The sequence below is a fragment of the Chryseobacterium luteum genome, from assembly GCF_000737785.1.
Lineage (GTDB): Bacteria > Bacteroidota > Bacteroidia > Flavobacteriales > Weeksellaceae > Chryseobacterium > Chryseobacterium luteum.
The window spans coordinates 21093-34660 of record NZ_JPRO01000014.1 but is presented as its reverse complement, the minus strand read 5'-3'; the positions used below and the strand labels follow the sequence as shown (position 1 = coordinate 34660).

Below are 13568 nucleotides of genomic sequence, written 5' to 3'. Positions count from 1 at the left end.
GCAAGTGTAAGTTTGTAAATAAGTAGAATTATAAGTACAATGGAAAAGAACTCCAAGAGTCTGGAATGTATGATTATGGAGCGAGATTTTATATGCCGGATATCGGGAGATTTGGAACTTTGGATAGATTTAGTGAGAAATTCCCAGCTAATTCGGTTTATAGTTATGCTTCAAATAATCCAATTTTATTTATTGATAAAAATGGAGATTATGCAGTATCTGTCCATTATGACATTACCTATAAGCAAATGTTAAAATTGAGATATTCAAAAAGTAGAGCTGATTTAATATCTTATTAATCAAGTACATATGCGGATCACCCTAGTTCAAATGTTCATTTTGTTGATGGGACACTCCATCTTAAAAATGGAAGTGGCACAGCCTATAGAACAGGAGTAGGGATAAATTATAATATAACAGCAAGATCACAAGACGAAGCTAATAGTAAATGGCATTCAATGATGAGTGATCAAGAGGCAGAGGATGGAATGACTGAATATCAAGCAATGTCAAGAGGTCTAAGTTTTGGTTGAGATAATATATTCGCATATGCAAATTCATCAGATGATTCAAAAATTGGAAATCTAGGACAAGGTTTACACGCGTTACAAGATGCTATAGCGCATAAAGGCGCAAAAACAGATGATCATTTAGGGTTTAATGTGTCATCAGTTAAAAAACTAACAAAAGATATGTATGGATCAACCCAAGAAGCTGCACTCCTTACTAAATCCGCTCTAATTGTTGTAGGGGTTATTAGAGGAGAGAAAACGGATTTTAAAAAAGGAGAAACTCTGGATTTTCGAGGTATGTCTAAAAATCAGTTCAATCAGTTTGTACAAGCTTTATTGAAACAAGGATTTCAAGGAACAATTAAAAATCAATAAATGAAAATAGTATTGGGTATTTTACAATTTGTTTGTATTGCTTCTTTTTTAATTTTTGTCTTTTATCTATTAATGGTACTTGGAAGTAGTCACAAAATTCCACTTCAAACGTATCTTAAAATAATAATTTCAATTGTGATTTCTATAGCTCTTTATTTATATATTCGTTATATTAAAAGAAAAGGTTAATAAACAACACACCCTCGCATATAGACTGCACCCAAATTATTAGACAAAATTAAACAATATAATTAGATGAAAGAGTTCGGTACTGTACCGGGCTCTTTCCTTTTAAATTTAGCCTTATTCTGTAGTCGTTGTAATAAGTGATATATTCTTTTATTTCTTTTTTAAGCTCATCGATTGTTTTAAATTTTTTGGTATAAAACATTTCAGACTTCAGTGTTCCGAAAAAGTTTTCGATCACCGCATTATCCAAACAATTTCCTTTTCTGGACATACTTTGGATTATTCCCTTCTCGTTTAATATTTTCTGATAGGCTTTCATTCGATACTGCCATCCCTGATCCGAGTGAATAATGAGATTTTCCGTGTGTTTTACTTTACAGAAAGATTTTTTCAGCATATTGATCCCCCGCTGATGTGAGTTTGTAGCTCGTGTCCCGGTATAACACAAAACCCACTGCAATTGCGGTGGGTTTTGTTTTTATAGAATATTTCGTTTTTCTGATGAAAACGAAACGACATTGCCGCAATATTTTTAAATTTAGAAACTTTAATAGATCATCAATAGTAGCAAAAAAATATGAGCTTTGGTATTGCCATCAAGTCTTGTGTTGCTTTTAGTTTATTCAGAGTGTCGTTGTCGATCTGCTTTATATCCTGATTTTCACTTCACCCTTCCCGGATTCTGTTTCAGAAAACTTTCCCAGCCGCTGAATGATTTGGTTTCCGCTATAGTTCCGGAATTGAAATGATGGCAAACCGCAACAGCCAGGCCGTCTGAAGCATCTAAATATTTTGTGGGAAATTCTTTCAGTTTCAAAAGATTCTGAAGCATTCCGGCTACCTGTTCCTTGCTGGCATTTCCGTTTCCTGTGATGGCCATTTTGATCTTTTTAGGCGAATATTCCGTGATGGGAATATTTCTGTACAGGCTTGCAGCCATTGCGACCCCTTGTGCACGGCCCAGCTTAAGCATACTCTGTACATTTTTCCCGTAAAATGGAGCTTCCAGAGCTACTTCATCGGGATGATATTCATCAATCAGGGCTAATGTTTTGTCAAAGATGTATTTCAGTTTGGTTTCGTGGTTTGGATATTTTTTCAGGATCAATTCGTGGATGGAAATCATTTCCATTTTACTTTTGGTCACGGAAATAATACCGAAACCCATAATTGCTGTCCCGGGATCAATACCTAAAATTATCTTCTCTGAAATCATGGCTCAAAGATAGCGTTTATAAATCTTTTTTGCTGAATCAGGATAAAGTTTGATTAACCTTATTTTAAATGCTTTTCAGCAATAGGAATCCATTTTCCATCATGACGGAGAAGTAGAATTTTGTCGACTAAAAATTTAGTTTTATATTCCTTATGCTTGTAGATCTCCCATGCTTTCAGGTAATTATCATAGCTGAGATCTCTGTAACCTACCGTCATGTGAGGAGTAAAAGAATTCTTGCCAAAACTGAAGTACCGCCTTCCTTTCATGAAGCAGATTTAAATTTTCATTGGCTTCGGGCTGTACAAAAATGACTGGATTTTTGGGATTAGGAAAGCTTCCAAAACCATTCAGCGTTACTTCAAAAGGAGAAATATCCGTATCTATTTTTTGGAAAGCTGCATGAATATCACTTTCCAGTTCAATATCCCGGGAAAAAGGCGGAAATAAAGTAATGTGGGCATCATTTTTTAATGCCTTTGAATTTTCATAATTCAGGGCAAGGTCTTTTTTAAATACTTTAATCTCGTCAACGACTCCCTGCAGAGGATAGATGGCGATGAAATACATTTTTTTCATACAAAGAAATCAATGTTTTACTTTAAGGTTCAGCAGGACGTTTTCCAGCTGGTCTGCAATCTTTTTTACCTCCACATGAGGTCTGAAGGTCCAGCTTTTTCCCTTTTCCTCATCCGCAATATTGGACAAAATAATAACAGATGTTTTCGTCTGTGGATAATAAATATTCAGAGAAGGGGAGCCCTTTACATAGCCGCTGTGAAAATAACTTTCAGGCTTTCCGGTATTGATCATAATCCCATACCCATAACCCATTTTTCCCAGGATTGCATGATGTCTTTCTGTACTTTTAGAAACAAACTGCTTTAAAGTTTCAGGCTTCAGGATTTTTCCGCTATACATAGCATTATTCCAGATGCGAAGATCCTCTATGGTCGAGAGAATACCGCCTGCAGGGATTCCTATATCTTTTCCGCCCAGCCGTTTGGGCATATCGGGAACAACTGAAAATTGTGCAGCATTACCCAGATAAGCACTGGCGAAGTTTTCACCTTTAAATATATTGCCCGTGGAAGAATTTTTCATTCCCGCTTTTCTGAACAGCTCCATGACATTTTCATCATATGATTTCCCTGAAACGGCTTCTGCAATTTGTCCCAGTGCATTAAAACCGTCATTAGAATAGAAAAAATCCGAGCCGCTTTTGAACATCAGCTTTCCTCCGAAAGTATTTAATCCGGAAGTATGGTTTAAAAGCTGGTGAATGGTAATATCTCCATACTCCTTATTCTGAAATGCTTTCAGGTATTTGGAGGCCTTATTGGTGATATTCAGTTTTCCCTGTTCCATCTCAAGAAGAACGAGAGCGGCGGTAAACTGCTTGCTTACAGAACCGATGGCAAAAACTGTATTGCTGTCGATCTTTACCTTACCCTTGAAATCAGAATATCCGTTTTCCTTTCTGTACAGCTGTAGCGAATCCTTAAATACCGCAATACTTCCGTTGAAATTATATTTTTTAAATACAGAATCGATCTGCTGTTCCAAAAATGTTCTCTGAAAAGCAGTAATGGTAGAATCAATCACTGCATTTTTGTCCACCGTTTTTTTTGGAATTTCAGTTGTACAGGAAAACAAAAAACAGAAAAGTAAAAGGAAGGTAAAATTTTTTATCACAGTTTTTTTTATATTAAAAGTTACAGATCCGGAGATTAATTTAAAAGACTGCTTAAATTTTTAAAATCTCACTGATTTGGCAGATCACGCAGATTTTTATAACTGAAATAAATCTCCTTAATCTGTGAGAGGAATATATTTTCTTCAGTAATTATTTCTAGATAATTATTTTTTATTGAATAAAATTTAAGCAGGCTCTAAGAAAATCCTTTGAGGTCTTAAAGAGAAGCAAAATTTATGCTAAGCCAGGGTAGTCCATTGAACAAGAGCCTGAATTACAATAATTATAGTAAGCCCAAAGAAATCAGAGTAGCTTTTGTTAACAGCAGACCAATGAATGATTGAAACAAAAAAAAATTAGCAAAACTAATCTATTAAATTGCCGGGATAAATTGTATTTCATTTCACAATCAGGTCGCAGAACCAGAAAACATATTCGCTGTCTTCATCTTCCGGGCTGACTTTTGGTTTGGGATAGGTTTTCTTTACTGTTTCTCCAATTCCAAATTGTGCAGGAGTTTTAAAAATCGGTCCGTTAAAAGTAAAAGTATGAAATTCTCCGTTTTCTCCACATGGATCAACATTTTCAGGTAAATCATTAATGAAGTTTTCATCAATAATTCTGCCTGCAAAACTTTTATCAAGATATGTTTCATTGACGCAGGTTACGATTGTTTTAAAACCCAGATTTAAAAATTCGTTGATGAGGTCGGTTGTATCAATCTTCCAAAGCGGAAAAACAGCTTCCATTCCGATTGCCTTTAACTGGTCTTCTCTATATTTTCTCAAATCTTCCAGAAAAATATCTCCAAAAATAGAGTGGGTAACACCTTTGGATTTTATTTCTTCCATTGTTTTGCCCATTATTTCCCGATATTCTTCCATGGAAGGTTCCTTTGGAAGTTCCATCTTAATCAATGAAAAGCCCAAACTTTCGGCTTGCCGTTCCAAAAGCGAAACAGAAACACCATGCATAGAAATTCGCTGAAATTCTTTATTAATGCTCGTCAATAAAGAGGTAATTTCAAATTGATCTTCCTTTAAAATTTTATATAATGCAAAGGCAGAATCTTTTCCGCTGCTCCAGTTGAAGATGGCTTTTGGTTTCATTATGTAAAGTTAAACCTTCAAGGTTTTCAAAACCTTGAAGGTTTGGATTATATTAATTAAAATTCAATAATAAATTCGTCAATATCTGAGTAGTCTTTATCTTCAGTGTGATAAAGCTTAAAATAATCCTCGTTTTTAAAAAGTTCTGTTACAAATTCCCTGTTGAGCTTGGTTGGCTTATGAGAGATAATACTTTGATAGGAACTCCACGGATAATCCCAAATATATTCTGAAAAACCATGTTTTACAGGATTGAAATGAATATAGTGGATGAGTTTTTTGAAATATGCTATTGTCGGAACTTCTTTTCTCTCAAAGTTTTTTTCAAACAAGCTTCCGGTTCTGTTGTATCGCTTATTAATGGCCTTAGCATAAGAATTAAAAAAATGACCAAACTGTAAATGAATATCAATCTTTTTAGGAATTTCAGTTGCGGTATATTTTAATTTTTCAATCTTTATTTCTTCAAAAGGTTTCACATAAACTAGAATATGAAAATGATTTTTTAATAAAACCCAGGCAATTGTATCGCAAAATGGAGAAATGTATTGATGAAATCTATTCAGAAAGAAAACATAATTTTCAGGATCAAAAAAAATATTTTGTCCATTATTGCCTCTATTATAAATATGGTAATACTTACCAGATTCTAGTAAAGGTTTGTTGTTCATTGTATCATTTGTGTGTATTATAAACCTTCAAGGTTTTTAAAACCTTGAAGGTTTGTTTTATGACTACATATTTCTTCTATACTTACCACCCACTTCAAACAAAGCATTGGTAATTTGTCCAAGCGAACAGTATTTCACGGCATCCATCATAACATGAAATAAATTCTGCTGATTGATGGCTGCGTGTTGTAACGTTTTCAGAGCGGCTTCGGATCTGTCTTCATTAGATTTCTGGAAATTATGAAGCGTTTCAATCTGAACCTGCTTTTCTTCCTCAGTCGAACGGATTACTTCTCCCGGACGAACCGTTGGTGAACCGTCTTTTCCTAAGAAAGTATTTACACCAATAATTGGATATTCTCCTGTATGCTTTAACCATTCGTAATGCATCGATTCTTCCTGGATTTTCGAGCGTTGATACATCGTTTCCATCGCACCAAGAACACCGCCTCTTTCTGTAATTCTGTCGAATTCTGCATAAACAGCTTCTTCAACTAAGTCTGTCAATTCTTCAATAATAAATGAACCTTGAAGCGGATTTTCGTTTTTCGCTAAACCAAGTTCTTTATTGATAATCAACTGAATCGCCATGGCTCTTCTCACAGACTGTTCAGTCGGCGTTGTAATCGCCTCGTCATAAGCATTCGTGTGAAGAGAATTACAGTTGTCGTAGATTGCATAAAGCGCCTGAAGCGTCGTCCTGATATCATTAAAATCAATTTCCTGAGCGTGAAGCGAACGTCCTGAAGTTTGGATGTGATATTTCAACATCTGGCTTCTTTCGTCTGCTCCGTATTTCAGTTTCATGGCTTTTGCCCAGATTCTTCTCGCCACACGTCCGATCACTGAATATTCAGGGTCGATACCGTTGGAGAAGAAGAACGATAAGTTCGGTGCAAAATCATTGATATCCATTCCTCTTGACAAATAATATTCAACATAAGTAAAACCATTTGCCAATGTAAATGCCAACTGAGAGACCGGATTCGCTCCTGCTTCTGCAATGTGATATCCTGAAATAGAAACCGAGTAGAAGTTTCTAACCTTTTCTGTAATAAAATATTCCTGAACGTCACCCATCAATCTCAGGGCAAATTCAGTAGAGAAAATACAAGTATTCTGAGCCTGATCTTCTTTTAAAATATCAGCCTGAACGGTTCCACGAACTGTCGCGATCGTTTTAGCCTTAATTTCAGCATAAGCTTCAGCAGGAATAACTTCATCCCCTGTAATTCCTAATAATTTTAACCCTAAACCATTATTGGAAGGAGGTAATTCCCCGTTATATTTTGGTCTTTCCAGGCCTTTATCGTCGAATTTTGCTTTTAAAGCTTTTTCAACATTCGCTTCAAGTTTATGTTCAGCAATATATTTTTCAACATTTTGGTCAATAGCAGCATTCATAAAGAAAGCCAGCAACATCGGAGCCGGACCATTGATGGTCATTGAAACGGAAGTCATTGCATTCACCAGATCAAATCCGGAGTACAGTTTTTTCGCGTCATCTAATGTTGCGATAGAAACTCCCGCATTTCCGATTTTACCATAAATATCCGGTGGTAGAGCAGGGTCTTGACCATACAAAGTCACAGAGTCAAATGCTGTTGACAAACGTTTTGCATCCATTTCCGCAGAAACGTAGTGAAATCTTCTGTTCGTTCTTTCTGGTCCACCTTCTCCTGCAAACATTCTCGTCGGGTCTTCTCCCGTTCTTTTGAAAGGATAAATTCCCGCAGTATAAGGGAATCCTCCAGGAAGATTTTCCTGACCTTTCCATTTAATCAAATCACCCCAATCGGTGTATTTTGGTAATGAAATTTTTGGAATTTTTAAATGGGATAAAGATTCTGTTGAGGTTTCCACTTTAATTTCTTTTCCACGAACGAAATAAGAATAAAACTCAGCCTTGAAAGCGTCTTTCGTATCATCCCAATTTTTTAAGAAATCGATATTTTCCTGCTGAAGGTCTTTTTCGGCTTTCTGATATTCAGCATCTAAGGTTTCATTGGAAAGAAATTTTTTCACTCCTTCAATATGATACATTTTTCTTGCAAGCTCTGCCTGTTTTTCAACATTGGCGTCGTAAATTCTATTATTTTCAACAATTTCAGATAAATAACGAACTCTTTTTGGAGGAATGATGGTAATATCTTCAGAAACTTCCTGCTCAACAAAACCTTGTAAGTTTAAACCGGAATATTTCTCATTAACTTTTTCAATTAATCTATTGTACAAATCAGTGGTTCCGTGATCATTGAACTGAGATGCTTTTGTTGCATAAACCGGCATATCATCCAACGGACTTTCCCACAACAAATGATTTCTCTGGAATTGTTTTCTAACGGCTTGAAGTGCGTCAAGAGCACCGCGTTTGTCAGATTTATTTAAAGCAACTAAATCTGCATAATCCAACATATCGATTTTTTCCAACTGTGTAGAAGCTCCATATTCAGGAGTCATTACGTACATTGAAACGTCTGCAAAATCTGAAACTTCCGAACCAGATTGTCCGATACCCGAAGTCTCCAGAATAATAACATCAGGGTGAGCCAGTTTCAACACATTCAAAGCTGAATGGATAAACGGAGAAACAGAAACGTTGTTTTCTCTCGTCGCCATCGAACGCATATAAACTCGCGGATCATTGATCGCATTCATACGGATTCTGTCACCCAACAATGCACCTCCCGTCTTCTTTTTGGAAGGGTCAATTGAGATGATGGCAATTTTTTTATCTGGATTTGAACGGATAAAGCGTCTTACCAACTCATCTGTCAAAGAAGATTTTCCGGCTCCACCTGTACCTGTGATACCGATGATCGGGATATTCAAATCTTTTGATTTTTCGTCAATCGCTTTTACCAAATCCGGTTTTTCTTCTGAAAAGTTTTCAACCGCTGAAATAATTTTAGCAATGCTTGTAGAATTTTCAAAACTGATTGAATCTAAGTCATTTGCTGTAACCTCTTTTCCTGTTGGGAAGTCAGATCTTTTTACCAGATCATCAATCATTCCCTGTAAGCCAAGCTCACGGCCGTCATCCGGAGAATAAATTCTGTCAATTCCATAAGACATGATGTCTTCAATTTCCTCGGGCAGAATTACACCGCCACCGCCGCCGAAAATTTTAATTTGGGGTGAGTTTTTCTCTCTTAAAAGGTCGTAGATATATTTAAAATATTCATTATGGCCGCCTTGATAGGAGGTTAACGCAATGGCGTTGGCATCTTCCTGGATTGCTGTGTTAACAACTTCCTCAGCTGATTTGTCGTGGCCAAGGTGGATCACTTCACATCCTGTTCCCTGGATCACGCGGCGCATGATATTGATCGCAGCGTCGTGTCCGTCAAATAATGACGCCGCTGTTACGATTCTTACTTTGTTGGTTGGAGTATATTTTTGGGTTTCCATAAAAAATCTAGAAAATTTCTGAATTTTCAAATATAATAATAAAATAAGAACCTTATGGTTTTGTTTAATGATTTGATTTTAAAACGGTTGTTTGTCTTTAGAGGATTGGTTTTTCCCCGACTTAGCAATCATTCGTTTAAAAATGATAAGTAAATTCTCTATTTTTGCAGAATTATATACAGCGTATGAAAAAGGCTTTGATGTATTTTGCTTTAGGAACGGTTTTGAGTTTCCTTATTAATTATTTTTTTTACAGTTCTGAAAATATCGGACTTGATGTATATTATGCACTGGCTTTTGGGATTGCGTGGGGAATTGCGTACTATCTTGATACACCCAATTTCACACTGCCGCAAAAACTGGGTATTTCTTTTGCGTTAATGGGAGTCCTGGTATTGGTTGGGGCATTTATATTCAGCTTAGAGCTGGCAATTCCATCGATACTTAAATTTTCTACGGTTTTTGTAGCCTACTATCTGATTGCAAGTTTCAGGGGAAGCAAGTCGCTCCGCAGTTAATGCAGAAATAAAAAGCTGATGATCCCCAGGCCTATCAATAAAAAGCTGAATAGAATGGTATTGATGGCAAACAGGACCGCACCGACTATAATAGTAAGAGCAGGGTGGGTTCTGTACGTTCTGTAGTGAGCTATAAAAAAGTAACATCCGGCGTAGATAATAGCGGCTGAAACAAAAAAACCGTTCATTGCCGTTGCAAAAGTACTTTCATCAAAATAGCTCAGAAGCTTATTGATTATAAATAAGAGCAGCGTGATCAGCAGTAAAAAGGAAAAGTAATGGAGTGTAAAAACGCCGTGGTCAAAATACCACCACTTTTTTTTGCTGTGGAATATCCATAGAAGGAAAGCAAATAGGGGAAGGTATAGAAAAAGAGCTTTCGGTAAGTTGTGAATAGAGTTCTTAATAAACATATCGGTGATCTCACCGGGAGCATGACCTCTTTCTTCCAGTTCAAAGATCTTGCTAAGAAACGGACGGAATATCTGATATTTATGCCCGTTTTCTTCTTCTCTTTTGTCAAAATCTCTCATAGAATGCAATCCAAAAGATTCTGTGATACTTTTGCTTTTAAATATTTTCTCAACATCTATATCACTGGCTTCGGCACCTGTTTTTACGGAATCCAGGACTTTAGTCACTGCTCCACCTGTAAGAGAATCCGCTTTCATCATTTCAGTGGATTCTGTAAGAAGCTTATGTATGGAGTCATTTATTGCAGCACTCTTTTCAATTTCTTGGCTGGTGGCTTTTCCTTTTTCCATTCCCTGTTTTCCAAAATCGATACTTGCTACCTGGAATGAAATGAAAAGAAATGTTACAAAACTGATGAAAATATAAAGTTTCACGGGAGGAACAAACTGTGTTCTTTTCCCATCCAGATAAATCTTGGTAAGTTTCCCCGGTTTGAAAAGAAGGTTTTTTATAGTTCCCCAAAACTGCCCGTCATAATGAGTGAAATCCTCGAAAAAGTGAGTGAACAGATAATAAAAAGGATGGCGGCTTTCAACATTCTCCTGTCCGCAGTGCGGGCAGAATCTCTCTTCAACCTCGTGCCCGCAGTTCAGGCAGGTTTTATCTTCTCTTATTTTTCCGTGGCTCATGGGATTAGTTGGGACTATGATTCGGACGCAAATATAAATATTTCGCCACAAAAATAATCACATCAGCAGGCTTTAAGGGAAATCTTTAAATAAAATTAATAAAAGAAAAATTAGTATTTAATCTCTTTACTTTATCATCTGCGTTTTTGGATTCTGGGAATATTTTTTATCAGCATTCATTTTATAAACTATTGCCACCTGTCAGTTGATAAAATCTATAAAGAATAGGGATCTTCGCCAGACAGGATAGATTAAATAAAATATGTTTTTGGGTTACAAAAATAATTTGTACCTTTGCACACCCTTTTAGGGGAAAATTATGTTTAATCTTTAACTAAAACGTGTGAATACATTAAGTTACAAAACTGTTTCAGCGAACAAAGCTACTGCTAATAAAGAATGGGTTGTGGTAGACGCTGAAGGACAGCCGTTAGGAAGACTAGCTTCTACGGTTGCAAAGATTTTGAGAGGTAAGCACAAAACGAACTTTACACCTCACGTAGATTGTGGTGATAACGTAATCGTTTTGAATGCTGGGAAAATTACGCTTTCCGGAAATAAGTGGGCTGATAAGACTTACATCTGGCATACAGGTTACCCTGGTGGACAGAAGTCTATGACTGCGGCTGAACTTCAGAAGAAAGATTCTTTAAAAGTATTGGAAAAATCTGTAAAAGGTATGTTGCCTAAAAACAGATTAGGATCTGCTTTATTGAAGAACCTTTATCTATATGAAGGAACTGAGCACAAACATGAAGCTCAGCAGCCTAAAACAATTAATGTTAACGAATTTAAATAATTAATTATGTCTATAGTTCACAAAATCGGAAGAAGAAAAACTTCTGTAGCTAGAGTTTATGTAAAGCCAGGTTCTGGTGTGATTACAGTAAACGGTAAAGATGCTGCAACTTATTTCTCTACAGACGTGATGGTTTACAAATTGAACCAGCCGTTTATCCTTTCTGAAACTGTTGGTCAGTATGACGTTACCGTAAATGTTTTCGGTGGTGGTAATACAGGTCAGGCAGAAGCTATCAGATTAGGTATTTCAAGAGCTTTATGTGAAATCAATGCTGAATTCAGATTAGCTTTGAAGCCAGCTGGTTTACTTACAAGAGACGCAAGAATGGTGGAAAGAAAGAAGCCAGGTCAGAAAAAAGCAAGAAAGAGATTCCAATTCTCAAAACGTTAAGAATTGCGGTAAGCTTAAAGCAATATGCAATAAGCTGTTTGAAAAACTTATTAAACTTTTTAACTCGCTTGAAGCTTGCAGCTTAATGCCGAAAGCCGAAAGCAAATTGCCCGTTACGTTTAGCATCCAAACGCTTCTCCCATCTAAAGAAGCCGTTGATTGCATAAAAAGCGGAAAGTAAACTAACAAAAACAGAAAACATGGCAAAAGCAAATGTAAAAGACCTTCTAGAGGCTGGTGTACACTTCGGTCACATGACTAGAAAGTGGAATCCAAATATGGCTCCATACATTTTTATGGAGAAAAATGGTATTCACATTGTAGACTTACATAAAACAGCAGTTAAATTGGATGAAGCGTGCAGCGCTTTGGAAAAATTAACTTCTGCAGGTAAAAAAGTTCTTTTCGTAGCGACTAAAAAGCAGGCGAAAGAGGTTGTTGCAAAACACGCTTCTGAACTTAATATGCCTTATATTACAGAAAGATGGCCAGGTGGTATGTTAACAAACTTTGTTACAATCAGAAAGGCTGTAAAGAAAATGAACTCTATCGACAAAATGAAAAAAGACGGTACGTTCGAAACTTTATCTAAAAAAGAAAGACTTCAGGTTGACAGACAAAGAGCTAACCTAGAGAAAAACTTAGGTTCTATCTCTGACATGGTTCGTCTTCCTTCTGCAATCTTTGTTGTAGATATCATGAGAGAACATATCGCTGTAACTGAAGCTAAGAAATTAGGTATTCCAGTTTTCGGTATTGTTGATACAAACTCTGACCCTAGAAAAGTTGACTTCGTTATCCCAGGAAACGATGATGCTTCTAAATCTATCGATATGATCTTAAACATCGTTTCTGATTCTATCAAAGAAGGTCAGTCTCAAAGAAAAGCTGATAAAGAAAAATCTAAAGAAGAAGGAGAAAAAGTATCTGCTGAAACAGATGCTGATTTCGATGCTGAATAATTAAAGATTTTCTTTAATATAGAAAAAACGCTGGATTCTGTCCAGCGTTTTTTTTTATTTTTATATATGTAATTCAATCCTAATATAACATGAGTTCAGGGTAAGAAAATTGTTGAAACCGATTTACTTATCCGAATTCAGGTTAATAAAAAACAGCTTTGTTGAGTAGAGTTTTATCTTAATTGCTGATCTTTATAGCATAGGAAGTTGTGACAAACTTCGTAGAATTATAAGAAGAGTTACAGAGCATTCCGGTAAGCCTGTAATTCCGGTTTTTAGGAACCATGGTATAGCCAACTTTTCCTGAACCTATCGGGATCTTTTTAAAGAAGCCGGTGCTGCTCACGGTAAGAACCATATTGCAGGGAGATTTATTTTCCACGGAAATAGAAGTTCTGGGATTGGTGGGAGAATCCTCATTAAGAAGATCATTTAAAACATCTGCTGTTTCAGGTTTATATGTTTTTATAAGCTCTGCATATTCCTGTTCCGTATTCATTGCAGTACTTCCCGTATTTGGAATAGATGAAGTCCTTATGGGATAGCTGCCGTAGTTTGCACTGCAGCTTATAAGGATAAATGAAATTCCGGAGAAAGCAAAAAGCTTTTTCATA

At 36.3% G+C, this 13568-nt stretch carries 15 protein-coding genes and 1 pseudogene; 6 read left to right on the top strand and 10 right to left on the bottom strand.

From position 1 onward, the window contains the following. Positions 1-38: 38 nt before the first annotated feature. Together IX38_RS23490 and IX38_RS14230 are read left to right on the top strand one after the other, a co-directional pair. Positions 39-299, top strand: a pseudogene (locus IX38_RS23490) (RHS repeat-associated core domain-containing protein); the annotation flags it as partial. 393 nt (positions 300-692) lie between these two features. Further along, the gene (locus tag IX38_RS14230; RefSeq protein ID WP_034706109.1) at positions 693-887 is read left to right on the top strand and encodes a hypothetical protein; all 195 of its coding nucleotides are present in this window, start codon (positions 693-695) and stop codon (positions 885-887) included. A 238-nt stretch (positions 888-1125) separates the two neighbouring features. On the opposite strand, the gene IX38_RS14220 is transcribed toward IX38_RS14230, so the two are convergent. From IX38_RS14220 to IX38_RS14190, 8 genes are all read right to left on the bottom strand, one after another. Next, positions 1126-1536 carry an IS3 family transposase gene (locus IX38_RS14220; RefSeq protein WP_262483456.1) on the bottom strand — a complete coding sequence of 137 codons (411 nt, stop codon included), beginning with the start codon at positions 1534-1536 and terminating at the stop codon, positions 1126-1128. A 201-nt stretch (positions 1537-1737) separates the two neighbouring features. Next, entirely contained in the window at positions 1738-2292 is a 555-nt protein-coding gene (gene ruvC / locus IX38_RS14215; protein ID WP_034706105.1) for a crossover junction endodeoxyribonuclease RuvC, read from the bottom strand. Between the two features lie 59 nt (positions 2293-2351). Next, positions 2352-2510, bottom strand: coding sequence for a hypothetical protein (locus IX38_RS23485; RefSeq protein ID WP_394331191.1), 159 nt, complete (start codon positions 2508-2510; stop codon positions 2352-2354). Continuing rightward, positions 2479-2871 carry a 2'-5' RNA ligase family protein gene (locus IX38_RS14210; RefSeq protein ID WP_228377971.1) on the bottom strand — a complete coding sequence of 131 codons (393 nt, stop codon included), beginning with the start codon at positions 2869-2871 and terminating at the stop codon, positions 2479-2481. The genes IX38_RS23485 and IX38_RS14210 overlap by 32 nt, the downstream gene beginning before the upstream one ends. 9 nt (positions 2872-2880) lie before the next feature. Further along, the gene (locus IX38_RS14205; protein ID WP_228377970.1) at positions 2881-3912 is read right to left on the bottom strand and encodes a serine hydrolase domain-containing protein; all 1032 of its coding nucleotides are present in this window, start codon (positions 3910-3912) and stop codon (positions 2881-2883) included. A gap of 474 nt (positions 3913-4386) precedes the next feature. Next, positions 4387-5097: a Dph6-related ATP pyrophosphatase gene (locus IX38_RS14200; protein ID WP_034706102.1), complete on the bottom strand. Its 711-nt coding sequence runs from the start codon at positions 5095-5097 to the stop codon at positions 4387-4389. Positions 5098-5153: 56 nt separating this feature from the next. Further along, positions 5154-5576 (bottom strand): hypothetical protein, encoded by a 423-nt coding sequence (locus tag IX38_RS14195; protein ID WP_228377969.1) that lies wholly within the window; start codon positions 5574-5576, stop codon positions 5154-5156. Positions 5577-5831: 255 nt separating this feature from the next. Beyond that, positions 5832-9179 (bottom strand): methylmalonyl-CoA mutase family protein, encoded by a 3348-nt coding sequence (locus IX38_RS14190; protein ID WP_034706099.1) that lies wholly within the window; start codon positions 9177-9179, stop codon positions 5832-5834. Positions 9180-9364: 185 nt separating this feature from the next. Here IX38_RS14190 and IX38_RS14185 point away from each other — a divergent pair, with 185 nt between their 5' ends. Beyond that, on the top strand, positions 9365-9697 hold the full coding sequence (locus IX38_RS14185; RefSeq protein ID WP_034706098.1) for a hypothetical protein: 333 nt from the start codon (positions 9365-9367) through the stop codon (positions 9695-9697). On the opposite strand, the gene IX38_RS14180 is transcribed toward IX38_RS14185, so the two are convergent. Beyond that, positions 9694-10800, bottom strand: a complete 1107-nt coding sequence (locus tag IX38_RS14180) for a DUF3667 domain-containing protein (RefSeq protein ID WP_034706096.1) — start codon at positions 10798-10800, stop codon at positions 9694-9696. The genes IX38_RS14185 and IX38_RS14180 overlap by 4 nt on opposite strands. Before the next feature lie 343 nt (positions 10801-11143). On the opposite strand from IX38_RS14180, the gene rplM reads away from it, so the two are divergent. From rplM to rpsB, 3 genes are all read left to right on the top strand, one after another. Further along, entirely contained in the window at positions 11144-11599 is a 456-nt protein-coding gene (rplM, locus tag IX38_RS14175) for a 50S ribosomal protein L13 (protein WP_034706094.1), read from the top strand. A gap of 6 nt (positions 11600-11605) precedes the next feature. Then, a complete protein-coding gene (gene rpsI, locus IX38_RS14170) occupies positions 11606-11992 on the top strand; it encodes a 30S ribosomal protein S9 (protein WP_034706090.1) in 387 nt (128 codons plus the stop codon). Positions 11993-12192: 200 nt separating this feature from the next. Continuing rightward, entirely contained in the window at positions 12193-12954 is a 762-nt protein-coding gene (gene rpsB / locus IX38_RS14165) for a 30S ribosomal protein S2 (RefSeq protein WP_034706088.1), read from the top strand. 178 nt (positions 12955-13132) lie between these two features. Here the strand turns inward: rpsB and IX38_RS14160 are convergent, their stop codons facing one another. Continuing rightward, positions 13133-13567: a DUF6759 domain-containing protein gene (locus tag IX38_RS14160; protein WP_034706086.1), complete on the bottom strand. Its 435-nt coding sequence runs from the start codon at positions 13565-13567 to the stop codon at positions 13133-13135. Position 13568 lies beyond the last annotated feature (1 nt).

Bases quoted from the DNA above. Each gene is read 5' to 3' on its own strand.
- IX38_RS14230 (WP_034706109.1), top strand. From the start codon at position 693: ATGTATGGATCAACCCAAGAAGCTGCACTCCTTACTAAATCCGCTCTA.
- ruvC (WP_034706105.1), bottom strand. From the start codon at position 2,292: ATGATTTCAGAGAAGATAATTTTAGGTATTGATCCCGGGACAGCAATT.
- IX38_RS23485 (WP_394331191.1), bottom strand. From the start codon at position 2,510: ATGACGGTAGGTTACAGAGATCTCAGCTATGATAATTACCTGAAAGCA.
- IX38_RS14210 (WP_228377971.1), bottom strand. From the start codon at position 2,871: ATGAAAAAAATGTATTTCATCGCCATCTATCCTCTGCAGGGAGTCGTT.
- IX38_RS14200 (WP_034706102.1), bottom strand. From the start codon at position 5,097: ATGAAACCAAAAGCCATCTTCAACTGGAGCAGCGGAAAAGATTCTGCC.
- IX38_RS14190 (WP_034706099.1), bottom strand. From the start codon at position 9,179: ATGGAAACCCAAAAATATACTCCAACCAACAAAGTAAGAATCGTAACA.
- IX38_RS14185 (WP_034706098.1), top strand. From the start codon at position 9,365: ATGAAAAAGGCTTTGATGTATTTTGCTTTAGGAACGGTTTTGAGTTTC.
- IX38_RS14180 (WP_034706096.1), bottom strand. From the start codon at position 10,800: ATGAGCCACGGAAAAATAAGAGAAGATAAAACCTGCCTGAACTGCGGG.
- rpsI (WP_034706090.1), top strand. From the start codon at position 11,606: ATGTCTATAGTTCACAAAATCGGAAGAAGAAAAACTTCTGTAGCTAGA.
- rpsB (WP_034706088.1), top strand. From the start codon at position 12,193: ATGGCAAAAGCAAATGTAAAAGACCTTCTAGAGGCTGGTGTACACTTC.
- IX38_RS14160 (WP_034706086.1), bottom strand. From the start codon at position 13,567: ATGAAAAAGCTTTTTGCTTTCTCCGGAATTTCATTTATCCTTATAAGC.